Source organism: Acidovorax sp. 100, assembly GCF_003688355.1.
GTDB classification, from domain to species: domain Bacteria; phylum Pseudomonadota; class Gammaproteobacteria; order Burkholderiales; family Burkholderiaceae_C; genus Acidovorax; species Acidovorax delafieldii.
Map to the genome: position 1 here is coordinate 19,324 of NZ_REFD01000001.1, position 21,522 is coordinate 40,845.

The following is a 21,522-nucleotide window of genomic DNA, read 5'->3' on the forward strand; positions in this document are numbered from 1 at the left end:
CACAGTCCAATGAAAACAAGGTACGCTATTCATTCCGTCAACGCATGAATCGCACTCAGGATCACTGCCATGGCCTCTGCCGAATACTCTCCCGCCGTCTTGCGCACCCGGCCCGTGGCCACAGGGCACTGGCGCGCCTTCCTGACTGTGGCCAAACACCTGAACTTTCGCGCGGCCGCCGACGAGCTGGCCCTCACCCAGTCGGCCGTGAGCCGCCAGATCCAGGCGCTGGAAGAAGAAGTGGGCGTGCCCCTGTTCCTGCGTCACACCCGTGCTGTAGAGCTGACCAGCGCGGGCGCACAGTTGCAGCGCGCCGTGGGCCCGGCGCTGGAGCGCATGGACGCCGCCGTGCGCCTGGTGCGCCAGACGGCTGGGCGCCGCAGCGTGGCCATCACCACCTGGGCCAGCTTTGCATCGATGTGGCTGATCCCACGCATGGAGGAGTTTCAGCGCGACAACCCGGGCATCGACATCCGCATTGATGCGAGCGACGTGCAGGTGGACCTGGAAACCTCGGACGTGGACCTGGCCCTGCGCTATGCCATGCCGGCCGGGGCCACCCAGGGCGGCATCCGCCTGTTTGGCGAGCAACTGGCCGTGGTGGCAAGCCCCTGGCTGCTCAAGAGCGGCAAGCCGCTGCGCACCCCCGCCGATGTGGCGCAGTTCACCCTGATCGAGGCGGGCGACGCCCACCGCACGCACTACCTGGAATACCTGAGCTGGCGCCGCTGGTTCGACACCCGCGACCTGACCAAGCTGCAACCCCAGCGCTGGCTGTACTTCAACTACGCCCACCAGATCGTGCAGGCCGCGCTGGCCGGCCAGGGCCTGGCACTGGCGCGCATGCCACTGATTGCCGATGCCCTGGCCGCGGGCGACCTGGTGGAGGTGCTGCCCGGCCACCGCATCGACTCACCCCTGGCCTACTGGCTCATGGTGGGGCCGCGCAGCGCGCAACGGCCGGAGATCAAGGCCTTCTGCGCCTGGTTGCAAGTGCAGGCCGAGGCCACCCGCCAGGCGATTGGCGATGTGCCCGACCCGGACCTGAACGACAACCTGGACGGGTCATGAAAAAAGCGCTGGGCCCTGCGGCCTCAGCGCTTTCATTTTGATAGCTATCAGCGCTTATTCTTCTAGCGCTTGCGGCTGTTTTGACCCCAAATCAGGCCAAAGTCACCCGTGCAAACTTGCGCTTGCCCACCTGCACCACGTAGGTGCCGGCGTCCAGCTTCAGGCCCTTGTCGCTGACCACGCTGCCTTCCACGCGCACGCCGCCGCCGTCGATCAGGCGGTTGGCCTCGCTGGTCGAGGGGGCCAGGTTGGCCTGCTTGAGCAGCGCACCGATGCCCAGCGGCGCGCCAGACACGCTCACCTCGGGGATCTCGTCCGGCACGCCGCCCTTGCTGCGGTTGATGAAGTCCTGCTCGGCCGCATCGGCGGCAGCCGCGCTGTGGAAGCGCGTGGTGATCTCCTTGGCCAGCATCACCTTGGCGTCCTTGGGGTTGCGCCCGCCAGCGATCTCCGCCTTGAGCGCGGCGATGTCGGCCAGGCTCTTGAACGACAGCAGCGTGTACCAGTCCCACATCAGGGTGTCGCTGATCGACAGCACCTTGGCAAACATGGTGTTGGCGTCCTCGGCAATGCCGATGTAGTTGTTCTTGGACTTGGACATCTTGTCCACGCCGTCCAGCCCCACCAGCAGCGGCATGGTGAGCACACACTGCGGTTCCTGGCCATATTCTTGCTGCAGGTGGCGGCCCATGAGCAGGTTGAACTTCTGGTCGGTGCCACCCAGCTCCAGGTCGCTCTTCAAGGCTACCGAGTCGTAGCCCTGCATCAGCGGGTACAGGAACTCATGCACCGAAATGGACTGACCGGTGGTGAAGCGTTTGTGGAAGTCGTCGCGCTCCATCATGCGCGCCACGGTGTACTTGGCAGCCAGCTGGATCATCCCGGTGGCGCCCAGGGGTTCGCTCCATTCGCTGTTGTAGCGGATCTCGGTGCGGGCCGGGTCCAGCACCAGACTGGCCTGCTTGTAGTAGGTCTCGGCATTCACCTTGATCTGCTCGGGCGTGAGCGGCGGGCGGGTGCTGTTGCGGCCCGAGGGGTCGCCAATCAGGCTGGTGAAGTCGCCGATCAAGAAGATGACCTGGTGGCCCAGATCTTGCAGTTGCCGCATCTTGTTCAGCACCACCGTGTGGCCGATGTGGATGTCGGGGGCCGTGGGGTCCAGACCCAGCTTGATGCGCAGCGGCTGGCCGGTGGCCTCCGAACGCGCCAGCTTCTTGACCCATTCGTCCTGTGGCAGCAGCTCTTGCACGCCGCGCAGCGAGATTTCGAGGGCTTGTCTTACACCATCAGAGACCGGGGTTGTTGTAACAGCAGATTGATTCATAAGGGTTTTTTGGGATGTCTAGACAGCATGCACCGCTATACTTCAGCCCACATTGCAGAGGCGGATTCTAGTGGGCCCGCCGTTTCGACCTGTTTTTCATCAACCTGTCGAATGGCTGCAGCCTGACAGTCTGTGCTCCTGGCCCCGCCCCGCATTCACACCGGGGGTGTGCCACGGATCCGCAATCACCCTGGGGATAGACCTTTGATTCACGGCCTCACTACGGTCCGCACCGCCAGCATCGCTTTGCTTGACCGGCTGTCCCACACGATCCAACAACATCCCAAACGCATCACCGCCGCCGTCGCAGCCATTTTGCTGACGGGTGGCGGCGGCGCATTTGCTGTGGCCTCCTTCGCACCCGACCCGGCCGAGCTGCCGGTGCGCATGGTGAACTACCCGGTCGAATCGCTCGCTGAGAACCTGGTGCTGGGCCAGCTGGATGCGCCCAGTTTTTCGCTGTTCCGCTCCGAACAGGTGCGCAGCAGCGACACCCCCGAGTCGCTGCTGCAGCGCATGGGCGTGGCCGACCCGGCCGCCGCCGCCTTCATGCGCAGCGACACGCCGGTGCGCCAGAACGTGCTGGGCCGCACCGGCCGCATCGTGTCGGCAGAGACCACCGACGACCACCGCCTGATCCGCCTGACGGTGCGCTGGGTGCCGGACGACAGCGGCAACTTCCGCCGCCTGATCGTCGAGCGCACGGGCGACAACAAGTTTGCGACCCGCATCGAAACCGCCAAGATGACGACCAACAGCCGTCTGGCGGGCGGCATCATCAATAGCTCGCTGTTTGCCGCCACCGACGCGTCGAACATCCCCGACGCCGTGGCCGTGCAAGTGGCCGAACTGTTCTCGGGCAATATCGACTTCCGCCGCTCGCTGCGCAAGGGCGACCGCTTCTCGGTGGTGTACGAAACCCTGGAAGCCGATGGCGAGCCCCTGTCCAGCGGCCGCGTGCTGAGCGCCGAGTTCGTCAACAACGGCAAGACCCACCAGGCCGTCTGGTTCCAGGAACCCAATGCCACCAAGGGCGCGTACTACACGCTGGACGGCGAAAGCATGCGCCGCGCCTACCTGACCTCGCCCGTCGAGTTCTCGCGCGTGACCAGCGGCTTCAAGATGCGCCTGCACCCCATCCTGCAAACTTGGCGCGCCCACCTGGGCACCGACTTTGCAGCCCCCACAGGCACCGCCGTGCGCACCGTGGGCGATGGCGTGGTGGAGTTTGCGGGTGTGCAGAACGGCTACGGCAACGTGGTGTTCATCAAGCACCGCAACCAGCACGTCACGGTGTATGCCCACCTGAGCCGCATTGATGTGCGCCAGGGCCAGTCGGTCGAACAAGGCCAGACGCTGGGCGCCGTGGGCGCCACGGGCTGGGCCACCGGCCCGCACCTGCACTTCGAGTTCCGCGTCAACGGCGTGCACCAGGACCCGATGACCATCGTCGCCCAGAGCGAAGCCGCAGCACCGGTGTCTGCAGCCGCACGCCCTGCGTTTGACCGCCTCGCGGCCAACATGCGTGTTCAGCTGAACGCCGCTGCGCTCATCGAGCAGGCCAGCGCAGACTGATCCCCCGCACTTCCAGATACCACCCGTCAGGCCATGTCCGATCTGTACATCGGCCTGATGTCGGGCACCTCGCTCGACGGGATCGACGGCGTGCTGGCTGATTTCTCGGGCCCGCGCCTGCAGGTCACACACCACGCCAGCGCCGCCTTCGCCCCCGCACTGCGCGCCGAGCTGCTAGCTCTCAATACCCCCGGCGACAACGAACTGCACCGCGCTGCCCTCGCAGGCAACGCGCTATCCCGGGCCTATGCCGGGGTGGTGCACACCCTGCTGCAACGCAGCGGCCACCCGGCGAGCGCCATCCGTGCAATAGGTGCCCACGGGCAGACGGTGCGGCACCGCCCCCAGGAATTTGACGGCACAGGCTACACCCTGCAACTGGGCAACCCCGCCCTGCTGGCCGAGCTGACGGGCATCACCGTGGTGGCCGACCTGCGCAGCCGCGACGTGGCCGCGGGCGGCCAAGGTGCGCCGCTGGTGCCCGCCTTCCACCAGGGCGTGTTCGGCCGGCCGGACGAGACGGTGCTGGTGCTGAACATTGGCGGCATCTCCAACCTCAGCGTGCTGGGGGCAGATGGCAGCGTGCTGGGCTTCGACTGCGGCCCGGGCAACGCCCTCATGGACCACTGGTGCCAGCAGCACACCGGCCAGCCGTTTGACAAGGATGGTGCCTGGGCCGCCACGGGCCAGGTGCTGCCGGACCTGCTGGCTGCGTTGTTGCAGGAGCCGTATCTGCACAAGGCGCCCCCCAAAAGCACGGGCCGCGACCTGTTCAACCCCGCCTGGCTGGCAACGCACCTGCAGCCCTTTACGCAGGCCGCAGCGGCCGACGTACAGGCTACATTGACCGAATTCACCGCAAGCGCCAGTGCCATATGTGCTAACAGCTATCTAAACAATAGCAAAACCCTGGCCGTATGCGGCGGTGGCGCGCTCAATGGCCAGCTCATGCAGCGGTTGCAGTCCGCCTGCCCGTCCTTGCAGGTGGTGGCCACCGATGCGCTGGGCCTGCCCGCCCTGCAGGTGGAGGCCGCCGCGTTTGCCTGGCTGGCACGCCAGGCGCTGCAGGGGGCGCCAGGCAACCTGCCCAGCGTGACCGGTGCGGCCGGTAGCCGTGTGCTGGGCGCGGTGTACCCCGCCTGAACCTCCCGGTCTACACAGCCCTAGGCAGGGCGATCAGCCGTGGTCCCCGGCATCGACCGAGGCGCCTGCCTGGGTGCCGGACCGGTCTTGCGGCGACAGTTGCCAGAAGATACCGGCTGAAGCCACCGTGATCAGCCCCATGCAGGCAAACGTGGCCTGAAAGGCTTGCAGGGTCTGTGTCGTGCCGGTGGGCTGGAAGAAATCGGTGAACGCCGCCAGCACCGCTCCCGCCGCAGCCACCCCCATCCCCATGGCCACCATTTGCACCATGGACAGCAGGCTGTTGCCGCTGCTGGCCATGTCGTGCCCCAGGTCCTTGAGGGTCACGGTGTTCATGGCCGTGAACTGCAGCGAGTTCACCGCACCAAACACCGCCAGCTGCACCACATGCACCCACAGCGGCTGCGAGGGTGCCGCCAGCCCGAAGCTGGCCATGGTCACCCCCACCAGCAGCGTGTTGCCCACCAGCACCTGGCGGTAGCCAAAGCGGGTGATCAGCGTGGTGGTGAACCGCTTCATGGACATGCCTGCCACCGCCACGGGCAACATCATCATGCCCGCCTGCAGCGGCGAATAGCCCATGGTGACCTGCAGCAGCAACGGAATGAGGAACGGCATGCACGAGCTGCCCAGCCGCGCAAACAGATTGCCCAGCAGCCCGATGCGCAAGGTGTCCACCGAAAACAGGCGGGGCGAAAACAAAGGGTCGGGCCGCCGCGCCGCGTGCAGCCAGTAGGCCACCAGGCTCGCCAGTCCGAAGATCATGAGCACCAGCACGCTCGCCTGCCGCAGCCCCAGGCTGGCCAGGCCATCCAGCGCCAGCGACAGCGCCACCATGCCAAAGGCGAGCATCAGGTAGCCCGCCAGATCAAACCGTGCCACCGTCGGCGCGGGTACCCCGGGCATGTAGCGCATGGTGGCGACACAGCCTAGCAGACCCACCGGCACGTTGATCAGGAAGATCCAGTGCCAGGAGGCCACCTCGACCAGCCAGCCCCCCAGCGTGGGACCGATCAGCGGGCCGATCAGCCCGGGAATGGCCACAAAACTCATGGCCTGCAAGAACTTCTCGCGCGGAAAGGTGCGCAACACCACCAGCCGCCCCACGGGCAGCAGCAGCGCGCCCCCCAGCCCCTGGAGCACCCGGGAAGCCACGAGCTGGGTCAGGCTGTGCGACAGCGCACAGAACACCGAGCCCGCCACAAAAAAGACGATGGCCAGAAAGTACACCCGGCGCGCACCAAACCGGTCGGCCACCCAGCCCGATGCCGGAATCAGCATCGCCATGGCCAGCGAATACGCAACAACCACCGACTGCATGCGCAGCGGGCTCTCGCCCAGGCTCTGCGCCATGGCGGGCAGCGCGGTGTTGACGATGGTAGCGTCCAGCGTCTGCATGAAGAAGCCGACGGCCACCAGCCACAGCAGTACTTTCTGGGAGGGTTCCTGGTGCATGGTTTGCAGGGTTTTTCAAACGAAACGAACGCGCCCCATGAAAAAACCGCCCGAAGGCGGTTGATTCAGTCAGGGGAGCAGGGCTGCGCCTGTCACGGCGCCCCTCAGGCCGAGAAGCTGGAGCCGCAGCCGCAGGTGGTGGTGGCGTTCGGGTTCTTGATCACGAACTGCGCGCCTTGCAGGTCTTCCTTGTAGTCGATCTCGGCACCCACCAGATACTGGTAGCTCATGGCGTCGATGAGCAGCGACACACCGTTCTTGGTCATGGTGGTGTCGTCTTCGTTGGTAATTTCATCGAACGTGAAGCCGTATTGGAAGCCGGAGCAGCCGCCGCCTTGCACAAACACCCGCAACTTCAGGTCGGGGTTGCCTTCTTCGGCAATCAGGTCCGCCACCTTGGCCGCCGCGCTGTCGGTGAACAGGATGGGGGCGGGCATTTCGGTCTGGATGTTTTCGGCAACTGCGCTCATGGGGTACTCCGGGTTCAGGGTTTGCAGGGAATACTACTGCAAACCTCTCGGGAATTCAGGTCACTGGCTGTTTGACGCTAACTTCAGTGGGGGCTTTTCCTCCACCAGCACGGCCATTGGAATCAATTGCCCCGCAATCACGGCGCCCTGGTGCATCTCCAGGGCCTTGTAATGCACGTTGCCCGTGATCTGCGCCTTGGGCTGCAGCTCCAGCAGCTCTCCCGCATGCACAGGGCCCAGCACCTGGCCATTGATGATCACATGGTCGGCATGCACCGCCCCCTCGACCCGCGCCGTCTCGGAAATCACGAGGATGCTGGGCTGGTCCGCCGCCGCCCGGATATCGCCGACCACTTCACCGTCAATGCGCATGCCCTCGGCAAAATGCACGTTGCCTTCAATCTTGGTGCCCTGTGCCACCAGGCTTTTAATGGGTGGCTGCTTTTTACGCGAGAACATGGTCGGAAGACTCCTGAAGTGCCAAGCGGTTGCAAAGGCCCGCTTGGGGATGGAATTCGTGCCTGCAAGGCGGATGGTTGTGGGTGGTAGCTGGGGCTGGATTGCCGGGGCGAGAGCGCCAAGACCTGATCAGCGCATCCACCGTCCGCCCTGCACTATTCGATGGCCATGGTCTGGCTGGTGCGTACGGTGGCGCCCTCCAGCACGCGCGCGGTCACGGTTTTTACCACGGCCTGCGGCGGCAGATCGAGCACGCCCTCGATGCGGCGGTATTGTTTGACCTGCAGCGACTGCCCTTGGGGCGGCTGGGTCTGTGCCCACGGTTTGCCATCCAGAGTGCCCGCCAGCACCAACTCCAGCCGCCCGTTGAACTCCGGCGCATTGCGGGCAGCCTGGATCACCAGCACCTGCCAACGCAGCTGCATCCCGCCCAGCACCTCGGCCTGCAGCGCGCGAATGGCCAGCCCATCGGTCTTGGCAGCAGGAATCAGCTTTTCAAAGAAGCCCAGATCCTCGCGCAGCGTGCGATTGTCGGCTTCAAGCTGGCGCACCTGGGCCATCAGGCTCTCCTTGGCAGCGCGCTCGGTGGCCAGCAGGCTCTCGGCGGTCAATGCCACCGTCTGGCGCTCCTGGCCCTCTTCGCGCAGGCGGCTGATCTCCGCCTTCATCTGGACCACTTCGTCACGCGAAACGGTATCGATCCCAGCAATGGATTTGCCGAATTCAAAGGCCCACAACGCCACGGCAGCGCAGAAACCCATCACCACGGCCAGGGCCAGCCATCGAAAGGGCCAGGGCAAGGCGCTGCGGATGGCCACCCGGGGGGCGCTGATGGTCAACCGACGGCGAAGCAGGCGAAAGCGCATAGGCTCAACAGGCGGACCATGGAAGGCCTCCCCAAAAAACGAAAAGAGCGCACCATAAACGAAAAAACCGCCCGAAGGCGGTTTTTCTCTGTAAAGCACCCGCAAGGAGTGCCTCGCAGTGGATGCTGCACAAGGCAACATCCGGCAGGGCCACAGCTTAACGCTTGGAGAACTGCTTGGCGCGGCGTGCGGAGTGCAGACCGACCTTCTTACGCTCGACTTCACGGGCATCGCGGGTCACGAAGCCGGCTTGGCTCAGGACGGGCTTGAGGGATGCGTCGTAATCGATCAGGGCGCGGGTGATACCGTGACGGGCAGCGCCAGCCTGGCCGGATTCACCACCACCGTGCACGTTGATCTGGATGTCGAAGGTTTCGACATGGTTGGTCAACGCCAGGGGTTGCTTGGCAATCATGATCGAGGTTTCGCGGCCGAAGTAGGACTGGATGTCCTTGCCGTTCACCGTGATCTTGCCGGAGCCTTTTTTCAGAAACACGCGGGCGACGCTGGACTTGCGACGGCCGGTGCCATTGTTCCATTCACCAATCATCTCAAGGCTCCTTAGATTTCCAGCACTTTGGGCTGCTGGGCGGTGTGGGGATGCTCTGCACCACCGTACACCTTGAGTTTCTTGATCATCGCGTAGCCAAGGGGGCCCTTGGGCAGCATGCCCTTGACAGCCTTTTCCAGCGCGCGGCCGGGGTGCTTGGCTTGCATGTCGCGGAAGTTCGTGGCCGTGATACCGCCGGGATAACCCGAGTGACGGTAGTACACCTTGTCCAGGGACTTGGTGCCGGTGACCTTGAGTTGGGCTGCGTTGATAACGACGATGAAGTCACCGGTATCGACGTGAGGCGTGTAAATGGCCTTGTGTTTGCCGCGCAAACGGAGAGCAACTTCGCTGGCTACTCGTCCGAGGACCTTGTTGGTCGCGTCAATCACAAACCACTCGTGCACGACCTCAGCGGGCTTTGCGCTGAAAGTAGTTGTCATGAGTTTTCTCTTCAAAAGAGGGTTTGGCGGGTCCTTTTCCACGGTCGGTGCTTCTCTAAAGGAAGCCTCTTAGGTGGCAAAAAGTCTTCGCCGCGGGACCACAAAAGCGCTGCGAAGCCTTCCATTATACGAAAGAGCCATGCGTTTGCGCAAGAGCACCCCAGCCACGGCCCTCAGGGCATCTGCTCCGGTCAGTTCGGCGTCTGCCGGCGGCGCTGCTCGTCGGCCTCGTAACGGCGACGGTTTTCCACGCAGACAATTTGATTGGCCTGGGACGGTTTCTGGCATTCCTGGTGAATACACATCGGGCGGGCCAGGAAGTTGGCGTCGGCGCACACCTCTTGCGGCGAGGGCAGACGGGGCGGCGGCGCGGGGCGGGGCTTGGGCTCGGCCACCACCGGAGGCGGCGCCGGCACAGGCTCTTCATGCACCACGATGGGTGTGGGTGCGGGCTCTGCGCCTGCACGCTTGGCCACCCGGGGGCTCGGTTTGGGTGCAGACGCAACCACAAAGGCAGGAGCAGGTGCGGCCGCAGAGGCGGCGCTGGCTGACGCCACTGCGCCATCCGAGCTCAGACCTTGCGCGCCGCCCCCGGCAGCAGCCGGAGCGCTGACCTCCACCAGGGCAGCGTCTGAAGCTGCCGCTGCGGCAGGCCGCTCGGCCATCTCCGTAATGATCTCGTCCCGGGGCGGCTTGCTGCCCTGGCTCCAGCGCCAACCGGCGCCAGCCACCACAGCCAACAACGCCGCCACCACGATGCCCGCCACCAAAGGCGAACGTCGTGGGGATGGGGTCGGCTTGCCATTGCTGCGCACGACATCCCGCTCCAAAGGCGCAGAACGCCGATCGGCTGCACGCGACCCGCCTGCGCCCGGTGAACGGTGGTGTGGCAGGTCCTCAAAGCGCGAATCGTCGTCGGCCACCACGGTATCGCCGGCATCGATGAACACCGTGTCGCCAGCATCGGCCGCCACGGTGTCAGGACCAGCCAGCATGACCGTGTCCCCACCGAAATCATCGCCAGGGCGGCTGGCATCCGATGCGGGAGCCGCCGCCACCAAGTCCTCACGCTGGGCCTGCGCCTGCATCTCGGCCACGATCTTGGGGGCGGAGGTCACATCCACGGTAGGGGTGGCCAGACCCGGGCCAGGCTGGTCGGCGGGCTCCACCCAGATGTCGCCCAACTCCGCCCGGAAGTCGAAGTGCTGCACATCGTCCGGCGCCGACGTCATCTCCATGGTCTGGAGAAAGGCATCGATGCTCTGCGGGCGGTCCTCGGGCCGAAGGGCCAGCGATTGGGCAATCGCCGCGACAAAAGGCGCTGAATACTCCACCCCAAACTGCCGCTTGACGGTTTTGGCGATACGGGAGAACGACACCATGCGGTCACGGATGGAGCGCAGCGTGGCGGGCAGGGGCGTGTCATTGGCCAGACACCCGTGCATGACCGCCGCCAGCGAGTACAAGTCGCTCCACGGGCCTTGGCGCAGTTCCTCATCGCCGTCGGAATACTGCTCGATGGGGGCGTAGTTCACCTTCAGCACGGCCGTGTGCTTGCGGTCCTGGTCGTTGATGGCGTGCCGGGCGGCGCCCAGGTCCAGCAGCACCGGCGGACCGTTGTCCTGCAGGAAAATGTTGTCCGGCGAAATGTCGCGGTGCAGCGTGTTGCCATCGTGCAGCACGCGCAGCGCATCCAGCACCGACCACAGCAGCTTGCGCAGCCAGGCCTCGGGTGGGGGGGTGCGCATCTGGGCACGGGCTTGCTTGAACGTCATGCCCGAGTACAGCGGCATGACCATGTAGGCTGTGTTGTTGGCCTCCCAGAAGCGGAACACCTTGACCAGAGAGGGGTGGTCAAACTGCGCCAGCAGACGGGCCTCGCCCACAAAAGAGACCAGCCCGGCCTGGAAGGTCTGCTGGTCGGACAAGGACCGCACCCAGAGCGACTGCCCCTGCGAGCGTCCGGCCAGCGCCGAGGGCATGTACTCCTTGATGGCCACCGCCCGGTGCAGGGAATGGTCAAACGCCTTGTAGACCATGCCAAACCCGCCCACCCCCAGCAACCCCAGGATCTCGAACTCCGCCAGGCGGGTGCCAGGGGGCAGCGCATCGATATGGCTGACACCACTGGCGGGGGCTGTGCTGGAGCTTGCGGTCATGGTCAGAGGACGGGGCGGGCTGGCAATTTCAAATGCAAATCAATGAGGCAACTACGGCGACGGCGAAACGCTGACCCCGCCGCAGGCGCGATCATGAAGCATGGCCGCGCCGGATTTGGCAACAAATGGCTAACAAAGTACGGCCTGTCTGCCAAAAACATCACGTCCCCCGCCACCACACGGCCCCCCCGATTGTGCCGCGCCCGGACATGGGAGCCCCCTTGGCACAACACACTCGTTACCATTGGGCCATGTTCAGTTATCGCCACGCCTTCCACGCAGGCAACCATGCCGATGTGCTCAAGCACACCGTCCTGATTGCCGCCTTGCAACATCTCACCGAAAAAGACGCGGCGCTGACCGTGCTGGACACCCATGCGGGCGCGGGCCTGTACCGGCTGGACGGGGACTATGCCAGCACCAGTGGCGAAGCCGCCGATGGCGTGGCCCGGCTGTTTGCGCCAACCACCCCCGCCCTCACCCCTGCCCTGCAGGCCTATGTGGACATGGTGAGCGCCTTCAACCAGGGCAAGGCGCTGCGCGTGTACCCCGGATCGCCCTTCATCACGCAGCGCCTGCTGCGCGACCACGACAAGCTCAAGCTGTTTGAGCTGCACCCCACCGACCTGCGCGCGCTGGCCGGCAACGTGGCCCAGCTGGAGGCGGGCCGCCAGGTGGCCGTGCTGCACGAGGACGGCTTTGAGGGTATCAAAAAGTTCCTGCCCCCACCGGCCCGGCGCGCCCTGGTGCTGTGCGATCCCAGCTATGAAATCAAGAGCGACTACGCCAAGGTACTCGACATGGCAGCCGACTCGCTCAAGCGTTTTGCCACGGGTACCTATGCGTTTTGGTACCCCATCATTCCGCGACCCGAAGCCCACGACCTGCCCCGCCGCCTGAAAACGCTGGCCACCAAGGCGGGCAAAAGCTGGCTGCACGCCACGCTCACCGTCAAATCAAGCAAGATCACGGAAACGGTCACGGGCGACACCAAGCGCCCCGGCCTGCCCGCCAGCGGCATGTTCCTGATCAACCCGCCCTACACACTGAAGGCCGCGCTAAAAGACGCCTTGCCCCAGATGGCCGAGCTGCTGGCGCAGGACAAACACGCCACCCACACGCTCGAATCGGGCGGCTGACCGGCCTCCTTTGAACGGGTTCTAAAGCCTGGCGTCAGGGCGCCGCCGGGCAGTCCTTGTCGTCGTCCTGCAGGGCGAACAGCTCCACTGGCTTCAGCCCCAGGCCCACCATGCCCAGCGCCTCGGCGGCGCCCCGGCTCAGATCAATCACCCGGTTGCGGGTGTGTGGACCACGGTCGTTGATGCGCACGATCACCGTGCGCCCTGTGGCCTGGCTGCGTACGCACACGCGTGAGCCAAAGGGTAGCGTGGGGTGCGCGGCCGTGAGCGCTCGCATGTCAAACAGCTCCCCGCTGGCAGTACGCCGCCGGTGGAACTGCGCCCCGTACCATGAGGCAAGGCCCACCTCATCCGCCTCCAGGCTGAGCGGCGACCCGGCAGGAGTGTTCGGCTCCGGTTTGGCCGGGGGATCGATCAGCATGGCCTCACCCGGCACGGACAAGAGATTAGGGGCCAGCGCATCCGGCTCTGCCTGCAACCCCTGGGCCTGCACAGCCGTGCAGGCGCTGCACAGCAGCCACAGACCCACCGCTCGCCGCAGCAGCACCCGCAGGGCAGCGCCGCGGTGGGCCCCGGGAGGCTGTGTGCCCCCCGCCATCAGATCCCCAGCCGGCGACAGATCTCCAGCGTCGCGGCGCTTTGGTTCATGGTGTAGAAGTGCAGTGCGGGCACGCCGGCACTGCGCAGCTGGTCGCACAGGTCGGTCACCACATCCAGGCCAAACGCCTTGATGCTGGCGGTGTCGTCCCCAAACGCCTGCAGCCGCAGCCGGATCCAGCGCGGAATCTCGGCACCGCAGGCATCCGAAAACCGCATCAGCTGCGTGGAGCTGGAAATCGGCATGATGCCCGGAACCACCGGTACGTCGGCACCCAGCTGGTGAGCGTCTTCGACGAAGCGGAAATACGCGTCGCTGTTGTAGAAGTACTGCGTGATCGCGGAGTCCGCGCCCGCACGCACCTTGGTCACATAGGCCTGCAGGTCTGCCTCGGGCGACCTGGCCTGGGGATGCACCTCGGGGTAGGCTGCCACTTCAATGTGGAAGTCGCGGCCCGTTTCGGCGCGGATGAAGGCCACCAGATCGCTGGCGTACTGGAACTCGCCGCCCGCGCCATAGCCGCTAGGCAGGTCGCCGCGCAGCGCCACCAGGCGCTTGACGCCCATGGCCTTGAGTGTGGCCAACTGCTCGCGCACCGACTGGCGCGTGGCCCCGATGCACGAAAAGTGCGAGGCGGCACCCACGCCTTCGGACAGGATCTCGCGCACCGTGCCGAAGGTACCTTCTTGCGTGGAGCCCCCTGCGCCATAGGTCACCGAGCAGAAGTCGGGGTGCAGGGCATACAGCTGCTGGCGCGCCACGCGCAGCTTGTCGGCACCTTCAGGCGTCTTGGGCGGAAAAAACTCGAAACTTACCGGAAACCCGGTGCCTTGCGCGTGGGCTGCATTCATGCGGCTCTCCTTGCGTGTACAAAAAATTCTCGGTTGCCATCGCCGCCCTGGATGGGACTATCGATCCACGCCAACACCTCCAGGCCCACCGTGGCGCAGCAATCGCGAATGCGCTGCTCCACCACCGCATACAAGGACTCGTCGCGCACGATGCCGCCCTTGCCCACCTGCCCGGGTTGCAGCTCGAACTGCGGCTTGACCAGCATGACCAGGTCGCTCTGGGGCGCCAGCAACGGCACCAACGCAGGCAACACCAGGGTGAGCGAGATGAAAGACAGGTCGCCGGTCACCAGCGTAAAACTGGGCGTGATGTCCACATCGGCGCACTCGGGCCGGCGGCGGCGCTCCACCGGCAGCGTTCCCTGGGCGCGCTGCGCGCGCTCGGACTTGAAGGCCTCGATGTCCTGGTCCTTGGCGTCGTCGCTGTCGTCGTACGCCTCGTCCACCAAGCCGCCATTGCGCATCCAGCTGTAGGGGGCCTCGGGTTGGGTCTCGTTGTCTTCTTCGGGCACGATGACTTCGGACAAGGCCATCTCACAAGCCTGCACCAGCGCATCGGGCGTGAGCGAGCGGGCATTGACGCCCTCCACACACACCACACGCAGATCGCTGCGCAGCCGGTCGTGCAACTGGGCGTGGCCCACGTCCACCCCAATCACCTGGGCGGCGCCCTGCTGAAGCAGGCAGTCGGTAAAGCCGCCTGTGCTCTGCCCGACATCCAGGCACCGCAGGCCAGCCACCGACAGGCCCAGCGCCTTGAGCGCGCCTTCCAGCTTGAGCCCGCCGCGCGAGATGTACTTGGCTTCTGCATCGTCCAGCAGCTGCACCTCGGCCACTGACGGAATGTCGTCGCCGTTCTTCACCACCTTCTGCCAGGGCGCCAGCGGCGACAGGCGCCACTGCACGCCCGAGGCAATCAGGCGCTGCGCCTGCGAGCGCGTGGCAGCGTGGCCACGCTCCACCAAAAATACATCTGCGCGCATCGCGCCCATCCTTTTAGAGTCAAATCGGCTGGTAGCGCTAGTGAATCATGCGCCAGCAGCTATCAATTAAAGAGCAATCAGACATTGCTCCGAGCAACGGCGCCAGACCACCGTGCGCGCGCCCCGTCGCCGGGGCGCGCTGCACCGGGATCAGTAGCGGTAGGTGTCAGGCTTGTAGGGGCCTTGCTTGGGCACGCCAATGTAGGCGGCCTGCTCATCGCTCAGCTCGGTCAGCATGGCGCCCACCTTCTTGAGGTGCAAGCGTGCCACCTTCTCATCGAGGTGCTTGGGCAACACGTAGACCTTGCCGTTCTCGTAGTAGTCGCTGTGCGTGAACAGCTCGATCTGGGCGATGGTCTGGTTGGCGAAGCTCGACGACATCACGAAGCTCGGGTGGCCCGTGCCGCAGCCCAGGTTCACCAGTCGGCCCTTGGCCAGCAGGATGATGCGCTTGCCGTCCGGGAAGATCACGTGGTCCACCTGGGGCTTGATTTCTTCCCACTGGTATTGCTCCAGCGTGGCGACCTGGATTTCGTTGTCAAAGTGGCCGATGTTGCAGACGATAGCCTGGTCCTTCATGGCCAGCATGTGCTCGTGGCGGATCACGTCCTTGTTGCCGGTGGTGGTCACGAAGATGTCGGCCTTGTCGGCAGCGTATTCCATGGTCACGACCTTGTAGCCTTCCATTGCAGCCTGCAGGGCGTTGATGGGGTCGATCTCGGTCACCCACACCTGGGCGCTCAGGGCGCGCAGCGCCTGGGCAGAGCCCTTGCCCACGTCGCCGTAGCCCGCCACCACGGCCACCTTGCCGGCGATCATCACGTCGGTGGCGCGCTTGATGCCGTCCACCAGCGACTCACGGCAGCCATACAGGTTGTCAAACTTGGACTTGGTCACCGAGTCGTTCACGTTGATGGCGCGGAACATCAGCGAGCCCTTGGCCGACATTTCCTTCAGGCGGTGCACGCCCGTGGTGGTTTCTTCGGTCACGCCGATGATCTGGGCGCTCTTGCGGCTGTACCAGGTCGGGTCTTGCGCCAGTTTGGCCTTGATGGAGGCGAACAGGCAGGTTTCTTCTTCGCTGGTGGGGTTGGCGATCAGCGATGCGTCCTTTTCGGCGCGCTTGCCCAGGTGCATCAGCAGCGTGGCATCACCGCCGTCGTCCAGGATCAGGTTGGGGCCTTCGCCCTCGGTGCCGGCCGCGCCGAAGTCAAAGATGCGGTGGGTGTAGTCCCAGTATTCCGCCAGGGTCTCGCCCTTGATGGCGAACACGGGCGTGCCAGCGGCAGCAATCGCGGCTGCGGCGTGGTCTTGTGTGGAGAAGATGTTGCACGATGCCCAGCGCACTTGTGCACCCAGCGCCTGCAGGGTTTCGATCAGCACGGCGGTCTGGATCGTCATGTGCAACGAGCCGGTGATGCGCGCGCCCTTGAGCGGCTGCTTGGCGGCGAATTCTTCGCGGATGGCCATGAGGCCAGGCATTTCCGTTTCGGCGATGCGAATCTCTTTGCGGCCCCATTCGGCCAGGCCGATGTCGGCAATGATGCAGTCGGTGTTGACCGGGGCGTTGACGCGTGCGTTCATGATGGTGTGCTCCAAAGCATGTTTGAAAAGCCACTGCGCGAAGGGGATGGTCGATACGACTCACCGCACGCGAAGTGGATGAGCGTCGTTGCTAGATGACTCCGAGCCTCACGCCCCGCCTGTGCTGGGGACGCTGCAACGCTCCTCGGATCGGCGGATTATAAAAGCAAGTGCTCGCCCGGCGCTACGCCAGCGGGGCAATCCATCCCCCAGCCTTGCACGGAACAGTAAAATCCCGCGACCGCAGACCTCGTGGCCTCCCCGCAGGCCCTGCCCCCAGATTCTTGTGCAGGGCACGCTGCCCCGCTCCATCCCACTCAGGAACCCCTGTGTCCTACGCCCCAGAAACCCGGCGCCGCCGCACCTTTGCCATCATTTCCCACCCCGATGCGGGTAAGACCACGCTGACCGAAAAGCTGCTGCTGTTCTCGGGCGCGATCCAGATCGCCGGCGCCGTGAAGGGCCGCAAGGCCAGCCGCCACGCCACCTCCGACTGGATGGAAATTGAAAAGCAGCGCGGCATCTCGGTGGCCTCGTCGGTCATGCAGATGCTCTACCGCGAGCATGTCATCAACCTGCTCGACACACCCGGCCACAAGGACTTCTCGGAAGATACCTACCGCGTGCTCACCGCCGTCGATTCGGCGCTGATGGTGATCGACGCCGCCAACGGCGTGGAAGCGCAGACGCGCCGCCTGATCGAAGTCTGCCGCCAGCGCGATACGCCCATCATTACCTTCGTCAACAAGATGGACCGCGAAGTACGCGACCCGCTGGACATCATGGACGAAGTGGAGCGCGAGCTGGGCATGCCCTGCTGCCCCATGACCTGGCCCGTAGGCCAGGGCAAGGCCTTCGGCGGCATCATCAACCTGCGCACCAAGACCATGACGGTGTTTGAGTCCGGCAGCGAACGCCGCCCGCAGGACTTTGAATCCATACCTCTGTCGGATGAAACCACACTGCGCGCGCGCTTCGGCGCCGAGTTTGACGCCGCGCTGGAGAGCATGGAACTGGCCGTGGGCGCATCCCCCGCATGGGACCACGAGGCCTTCCTGGCCGGCAAGCTGACCCCCGTGTTCTTTGGCTCCGGCGTGAACAACTTCGGGGTGATGGAGGTGCTGGACGCACTGGTGGACATGGCACCGCCACCCGGCCCGCGCGTGAGCACGCTCGAAGTCAACAAACAGCCCGTGGTCAAGACCATCCAGCCCGAAGACGAAGGCTTTGCTGGCGTGGTGTTCAAGGTGCAAGCCAACATGGACGCCAACCACCGCGACCGCATCGCCTTCGTGCGCGTGGCGAGCGGCAAGTACACGCCGGGCATGAAGCTCAAGGTGCAGCGCACCGCCAAGGAACTGCGTCCCACCTCGGTCGTGACCTTCATGTCCCAGCGCCGCGAGGCCGTCGAAGAAGCTTATGCAGGCGACATCATCGGCTTTACCACGCACGGCGGCGTGCAGCTGGGCGACACCATCACCGACGGCGCCAACCTGCAGTTCACTGGCCTGCCGTTCTTCGCACCCGAGATGTTCATGACCGTCGTGCTGAAGAACCCGCTGCGCACCAAGCAACTCCAGCAGGGCCTGGCCCAATTGGGCGAGGAAGGCGCGATCCAGGTCTTCAAGCCCGACGCCGGCGGCAACATGCTGCTGGGCGCCGTGGGCCAGCTGCAGTTTGAAGTAGTGCAGCACCGCCTGAAGGCCGAGTACGACGCCGATGTGCGGCTGGAGGGCTGCCAGTACACGGGCGCGCGTTGGATCACGGCCGACAACGCGGCCGACCTGCGCGCGTTCACCGACGCCTACCCGCTGCGCCTGGCGCACGACGCGGCCGACACACTGGCGTACCTTTGCACCTCGCCCTACGACGTGCGGCTGGCGCAGGAGCGGTTTCCGAAGATCCATTTCCATCCACTGCGGGAGCATGCGGGGCTGGCTTTGCAGGGAGCCTAGTCCGCACAAGGCACAACATTCGTGCGCACTCAGCCCCTCGGATTTTCCTCATGCAGAAATGAATCACCCAGCCTTCGACCATGGAACAGCCACCCCTGAAGCCTCGTCCTTCCTCGCTGACGATCATCTGCCCGATGAAAAACGAGGCTGGAAATCTCGCTGCATTTTTTGCGCGACTGGTTCCCGTTCTGGAGTCCGTTGCGGACACTTACGAAATCCTATGCATCAACGACGGTAGCAGCGATGACACCCTGCCGCAATTACTGCTGGCAAGGGAGCGCAATCCTCACATTCGCATCGCCGACCTATCACGAAACTTCGGCAAGGAGGCGGCCCTCACCTGCGGCATAGAGCTGGCAAGGGGCGACGTCGTCATCCCCATAGATGCTGACCTCCAGCACCCGCCCGAAGTGATCCCGGACATGGTGCGCCACTGGCGCGAGGGCTTCGAGGTAGTCCTGGCGAAACGGCAAAGCCGCGAGGAGGAACACTGGGCGCGGCGCACAACCGCCGGATGGTTTTACCGCCTGCAGAACAAGATTTCCGAAGTCGATATTCCCGCCGATGTCGGCGATTTCCGACTCATGGACCGCAAAGTCATCGAAGCCCTGAAAAGACTGCCGGAACGCCGCCGCTTCATGAAGGGTCTGTTCGCGTGGGCGGGCTTTCGGCAAACGACGGTCACTTTTGTCTGCGAGCCCCGGTTTGCCGGCGCGAGCAATTTCTCAGGGTGGCGTTTGTGGAATTTTGCGCTGGAAGGTATCACCTCCTTCTCCACGGTCCCGCTTCGCATCTGGACCTACATCGGCTCCACCATTGCGGCCTTCGCCCTGGTTTATGCCATCTTTCTGTTGCTCAAAACCTTGATCTTCGGGCGCGACGTGCCTGGCTACGCTTCGCTGATCACATCCGTTCTCTTTCTCGGCGGGCTCCAGCTCGCCGGGCTGGGCGTGCTTGGCGAATACATCGGCCGCATCTATGGGGAAGTGAAGCAGCGACCCATCTACATTGTTCGCGAACTTTATGACTTTCCGGATCGCACCTGATTCCCTATCGAGCAAGATTGCCAAGTTCTCTGGCATCGGTGTCATCAATACGTTGATCCATACGGCCATCGTTGTGCTGTTTGTGGAGCGCCTGGGCGCTCACCCCTCCCTGGCTAACGCCATAGCATTCATGGCCGCAAACATCTTTTCCTATTGGGCCAACCGCCGATGGAATTTCAAGACGGCGGCGTCGCTAGGGCAATACGGGCGCTTTCTCCTGGTATCCCTGGCCGGGCTGGCCATCACCGTGCTGGTCAGCGGGCTGGCTGCCTGGGCGGGCTGGCATTACCTGGTGGGGCTCGGGATGGTTTTTGTCGCACTTCCGGCGCTCACGTTCCTCCTACATTGGCGATGGACGTTCAAGCACTGACGACCGGCCGCCTCGCACTGCGCGAAAAGATCGACCGCCACCCCGGGGTCGAGTATCTCAGCGTGACGCTGCTTCTGTCAGTGATCACCCTGCTTGCACACGGCCAGTCACTCCAGGGTTTTTGGCGCTGGGATGACGGCGCGCACCTGAGTTACGCGGCCCAATATGCGCCCTGGCAATATTTCTTCGAGCCCCTCGTTGCCCAAGGGCACTCCAGCGCCAACGTGGCGCCATGGAACCTGCTGTTCTACGACATCAATCTGAGCTTGTTCGGCATGGCCCCGGCTGGCCACTACGCACATTTGCTGTTCGTGATGGCGCTGGGTTCAGTGCTGTTCTACGCCGTGTTGCGGCAGTGGCTGACGCCCCTGCCTGCGCTGGTCGGTGCCGTCGCACTGCTGCTTGGCAAGCCCACAGCCCACATTGCAGCGGGCCTGATGCATGGGCACTATGCGACCGGCTTTCTGTTCGCCATGCTGTCGATCCTGGGCTGGACCCGGCATCTGCAGGGCGGGCGCGGATATTGGCTGGGGCTATCCACCCTTGCTTACCTGCTAGCGACCGCGTGCAAAGAAGTCTACGTGCCCCTGGTCATTCTCTTGCCCTTCCTGCCCGTGGGCGGGCTGCGGCAACGGATGCACGCACTGATCCCGTTCGTGCTGATTGCGCTCGCCTATGTGGGATGGCGCTATCTGCTGCTGGGGCGTCTCATGGGGGGCTACAGCCAGGGGATTTTTGAGGCCAGCGAGGCCTTGCGCCAGCTGCTCAAGGTTCCCAAGCTGCTCCTGGGCTCCAAGCCCCCCGGCAACCTTCTTGCACTCGCATTCTTTGGCCTGCTGTGTCTCGCTGCCGTGAAACGGCGGTTGAACGGCCCCATGCTCCTCGTATCCTTTGGCATCGTCTTGTTGCCGCTGGTACCACTCACAGCCTTTCCAGGCATCCACAGCCCGGACCGCTACCTGTTTGTGCCATGGATTGCGTTCTCGGCCTGTCTGGCAGCCGTCTGGCCCCAGGGGCTGCGCCCCATGGCTGCAACGCTCGCCAGTGGGGTGCTCGTTGCTGCCCTGGCGGGCGTGCATGCGCAGGAGAAACAGGTGCTGGGGCCCAATCTGGCCTATTGGGACACGCTGTACCGTTTTGCGCTGTCGCTGGACAAAGCACGGCAGGGCATCTTCGTCGCCCCAGAATTCGGTGGCACCGATGAGGGATACAAGCGCTTTGTGCTGACCCGAGCCAGACAAACCGCCGACCTCTTTGCGCCAAATCCTCAGCCGGGCGACCTGTGGGTCGTGGACGAGAAGAGCCCGAGCCCGGACTCCATCGCCTTGGATATCTTGCAGTTTTTCGAATTCAGTGGCGGCCACATGGTCCCCATGTCCACCGACAAACTCGCGGAGAAATGGCACAACCCAACGCGCGTGCAACCGGCCCAAAGCCCTCGCTGACAACGGATCTCCTTCCGTTCACCCGGAGGGGTGAGC

General features: G+C 64.5%; 20 protein-coding genes and 1 riboswitch. Of the genes, 8 read left to right on the forward strand and 12 right to left on the reverse strand.

The annotated features are described in order from the left end of the window. The first annotated feature begins 69 nt into the window (after positions 1-69). A complete protein-coding gene (locus C8C96_RS00100) occupies positions 70-1,071 on the forward strand; it encodes a LysR substrate-binding domain-containing protein (protein ID WP_056743853.1) in 1,002 nt (333 codons plus the stop codon). Between the two features lie 91 nt (positions 1,072-1,162). On the opposite strand, the gene tyrS is transcribed toward C8C96_RS00100, so the two are convergent. Beyond that, positions 1,163-2,395 carry a tyrosine--tRNA ligase gene (gene tyrS / locus C8C96_RS00105; protein ID WP_056743852.1) on the reverse strand — a complete coding sequence of 411 codons (1,233 nt, stop codon included), beginning with the start codon at positions 2,393-2,395 and terminating at the stop codon, positions 1,163-1,165. Between the two features lie 204 nt (positions 2,396-2,599). On the opposite strand from tyrS, the gene C8C96_RS00110 reads away from it, so the two are divergent. Both C8C96_RS00110 and C8C96_RS00115 read left to right on the forward strand, forming a co-directional pair. Beyond that, on the forward strand, positions 2,600-3,970 hold the full coding sequence (locus C8C96_RS00110) for a M23 family metallopeptidase (RefSeq protein WP_121941049.1): 1,371 nt from the start codon (positions 2,600-2,602) through the stop codon (positions 3,968-3,970). A gap of 33 nt (positions 3,971-4,003) precedes the next feature. Continuing rightward, positions 4,004-5,113: an anhydro-N-acetylmuramic acid kinase gene (locus tag C8C96_RS00115; protein WP_121941050.1), complete on the forward strand. Its 1,110-nt coding sequence runs from the start codon at positions 4,004-4,006 to the stop codon at positions 5,111-5,113. A gap of 33 nt (positions 5,114-5,146) precedes the next feature. On the opposite strand, the gene mdtD is transcribed toward C8C96_RS00115, so the two are convergent. The 7 genes from mdtD to C8C96_RS00150 form a co-directional block, all read right to left on the reverse strand. After that, complete coding sequence (mdtD, locus tag C8C96_RS00120; protein ID WP_121941051.1) at positions 5,147-6,568, reverse strand: multidrug transporter subunit MdtD; 1,422 nt, start codon at positions 6,566-6,568, stop codon at positions 5,147-5,149. A gap of 104 nt (positions 6,569-6,672) precedes the next feature. Further along, on the reverse strand, positions 6,673-7,038 hold the full coding sequence (erpA, locus tag C8C96_RS00125) for an iron-sulfur cluster insertion protein ErpA (protein ID WP_008907234.1): 366 nt from the start codon (positions 7,036-7,038) through the stop codon (positions 6,673-6,675). A gap of 60 nt (positions 7,039-7,098) precedes the next feature. Beyond that, positions 7,099-7,497, reverse strand: a complete 399-nt coding sequence (locus C8C96_RS00130) for a polymer-forming cytoskeletal protein (protein ID WP_056057955.1) — start codon at positions 7,495-7,497, stop codon at positions 7,099-7,101. Between the two features lie 155 nt (positions 7,498-7,652). Further along, a complete protein-coding gene (locus tag C8C96_RS00135; RefSeq protein ID WP_121941052.1) occupies positions 7,653-8,363 on the reverse strand; it encodes a DUF6776 family protein in 711 nt (236 codons plus the stop codon). 157 nt (positions 8,364-8,520) lie between these two features. Further along, positions 8,521-8,913: a 30S ribosomal protein S9 gene (rpsI, locus tag C8C96_RS00140; protein ID WP_005798582.1), complete on the reverse strand. Its 393-nt coding sequence runs from the start codon at positions 8,911-8,913 to the stop codon at positions 8,521-8,523. A gap of 11 nt (positions 8,914-8,924) precedes the next feature. Continuing rightward, a complete protein-coding gene (gene rplM, locus C8C96_RS00145; protein ID WP_015015720.1) occupies positions 8,925-9,356 on the reverse strand; it encodes a 50S ribosomal protein L13 in 432 nt (143 codons plus the stop codon). A 191-nt stretch (positions 9,357-9,547) separates the two neighbouring features. Continuing rightward, positions 9,548-11,515: a serine/threonine-protein kinase gene (locus C8C96_RS00150; protein ID WP_121941053.1), complete on the reverse strand. Its 1,968-nt coding sequence runs from the start codon at positions 11,513-11,515 to the stop codon at positions 9,548-9,550. A 251-nt stretch (positions 11,516-11,766) separates the two neighbouring features. On the opposite strand from C8C96_RS00150, the gene C8C96_RS00155 reads away from it, so the two are divergent. Next, positions 11,767-12,654: a 23S rRNA (adenine(2030)-N(6))-methyltransferase RlmJ gene (locus C8C96_RS00155; RefSeq protein ID WP_121941054.1), complete on the forward strand. Its 888-nt coding sequence runs from the start codon at positions 11,767-11,769 to the stop codon at positions 12,652-12,654. A gap of 34 nt (positions 12,655-12,688) precedes the next feature. Here the strand turns inward: C8C96_RS00155 and C8C96_RS00160 are convergent, their stop codons facing one another. The 4 genes from C8C96_RS00160 to ahcY form a co-directional block, all read right to left on the reverse strand. After that, positions 12,689-13,252: a septal ring lytic transglycosylase RlpA family protein gene (locus C8C96_RS00160; RefSeq protein ID WP_121941055.1), complete on the reverse strand. Its 564-nt coding sequence runs from the start codon at positions 13,250-13,252 to the stop codon at positions 12,689-12,691. Beyond that, a complete protein-coding gene (gene metF / locus C8C96_RS00165; protein ID WP_121941056.1) occupies positions 13,252-14,103 on the reverse strand; it encodes a methylenetetrahydrofolate reductase [NAD(P)H] in 852 nt (283 codons plus the stop codon). Before metF ends, C8C96_RS00160 begins: the two co-directional genes overlap by 1 nt. Next, positions 14,100-15,086, reverse strand: a complete 987-nt coding sequence (locus C8C96_RS00170; RefSeq protein ID WP_121943798.1) for a TlyA family RNA methyltransferase — start codon at positions 15,084-15,086, stop codon at positions 14,100-14,102. Before C8C96_RS00170 ends, metF begins: the two co-directional genes overlap by 4 nt. A 150-nt stretch (positions 15,087-15,236) precedes the next feature. Further along, complete coding sequence (ahcY, locus tag C8C96_RS00175) at positions 15,237-16,670, reverse strand: adenosylhomocysteinase (RefSeq protein WP_056743912.1); 1,434 nt, start codon at positions 16,668-16,670, stop codon at positions 15,237-15,239. Between the two features lie 73 nt (positions 16,671-16,743). Further along, a riboswitch (S-adenosyl-L-homocysteine riboswitch) is annotated at positions 16,744-16,823 on the reverse strand. Positions 16,824-16,999: 176 nt separating this feature from the next. Here ahcY and C8C96_RS00180 point away from each other — a divergent pair. The 4 genes from C8C96_RS00180 (at position 17,000) to C8C96_RS00195 (ending at position 21,486) form a co-directional block, all read left to right on the forward strand. Beyond that, on the forward strand, positions 17,000-18,625 hold the full coding sequence (locus tag C8C96_RS00180; RefSeq protein ID WP_056743833.1) for a peptide chain release factor 3: 1,626 nt from the start codon (positions 17,000-17,002) through the stop codon (positions 18,623-18,625). Positions 18,626-18,705: 80 nt separating this feature from the next. Beyond that, complete coding sequence (locus C8C96_RS00185) at positions 18,706-19,671, forward strand: glycosyltransferase family 2 protein (protein ID WP_199737416.1); 966 nt, start codon at positions 18,706-18,708, stop codon at positions 19,669-19,671. Continuing rightward, complete coding sequence (locus tag C8C96_RS00190; RefSeq protein ID WP_056743831.1) at positions 19,649-20,041, forward strand: GtrA family protein; 393 nt, start codon at positions 19,649-19,651, stop codon at positions 20,039-20,041. Before C8C96_RS00185 ends, C8C96_RS00190 begins: the two co-directional genes overlap by 23 nt. After that, positions 20,023-21,486: a hypothetical protein gene (locus C8C96_RS00195; RefSeq protein ID WP_121941057.1), complete on the forward strand. Its 1,464-nt coding sequence runs from the start codon at positions 20,023-20,025 to the stop codon at positions 21,484-21,486. The genes C8C96_RS00190 and C8C96_RS00195 overlap by 19 nt, the downstream gene beginning before the upstream one ends. Positions 21,487-21,522: the final 36 nt, after the last annotated feature.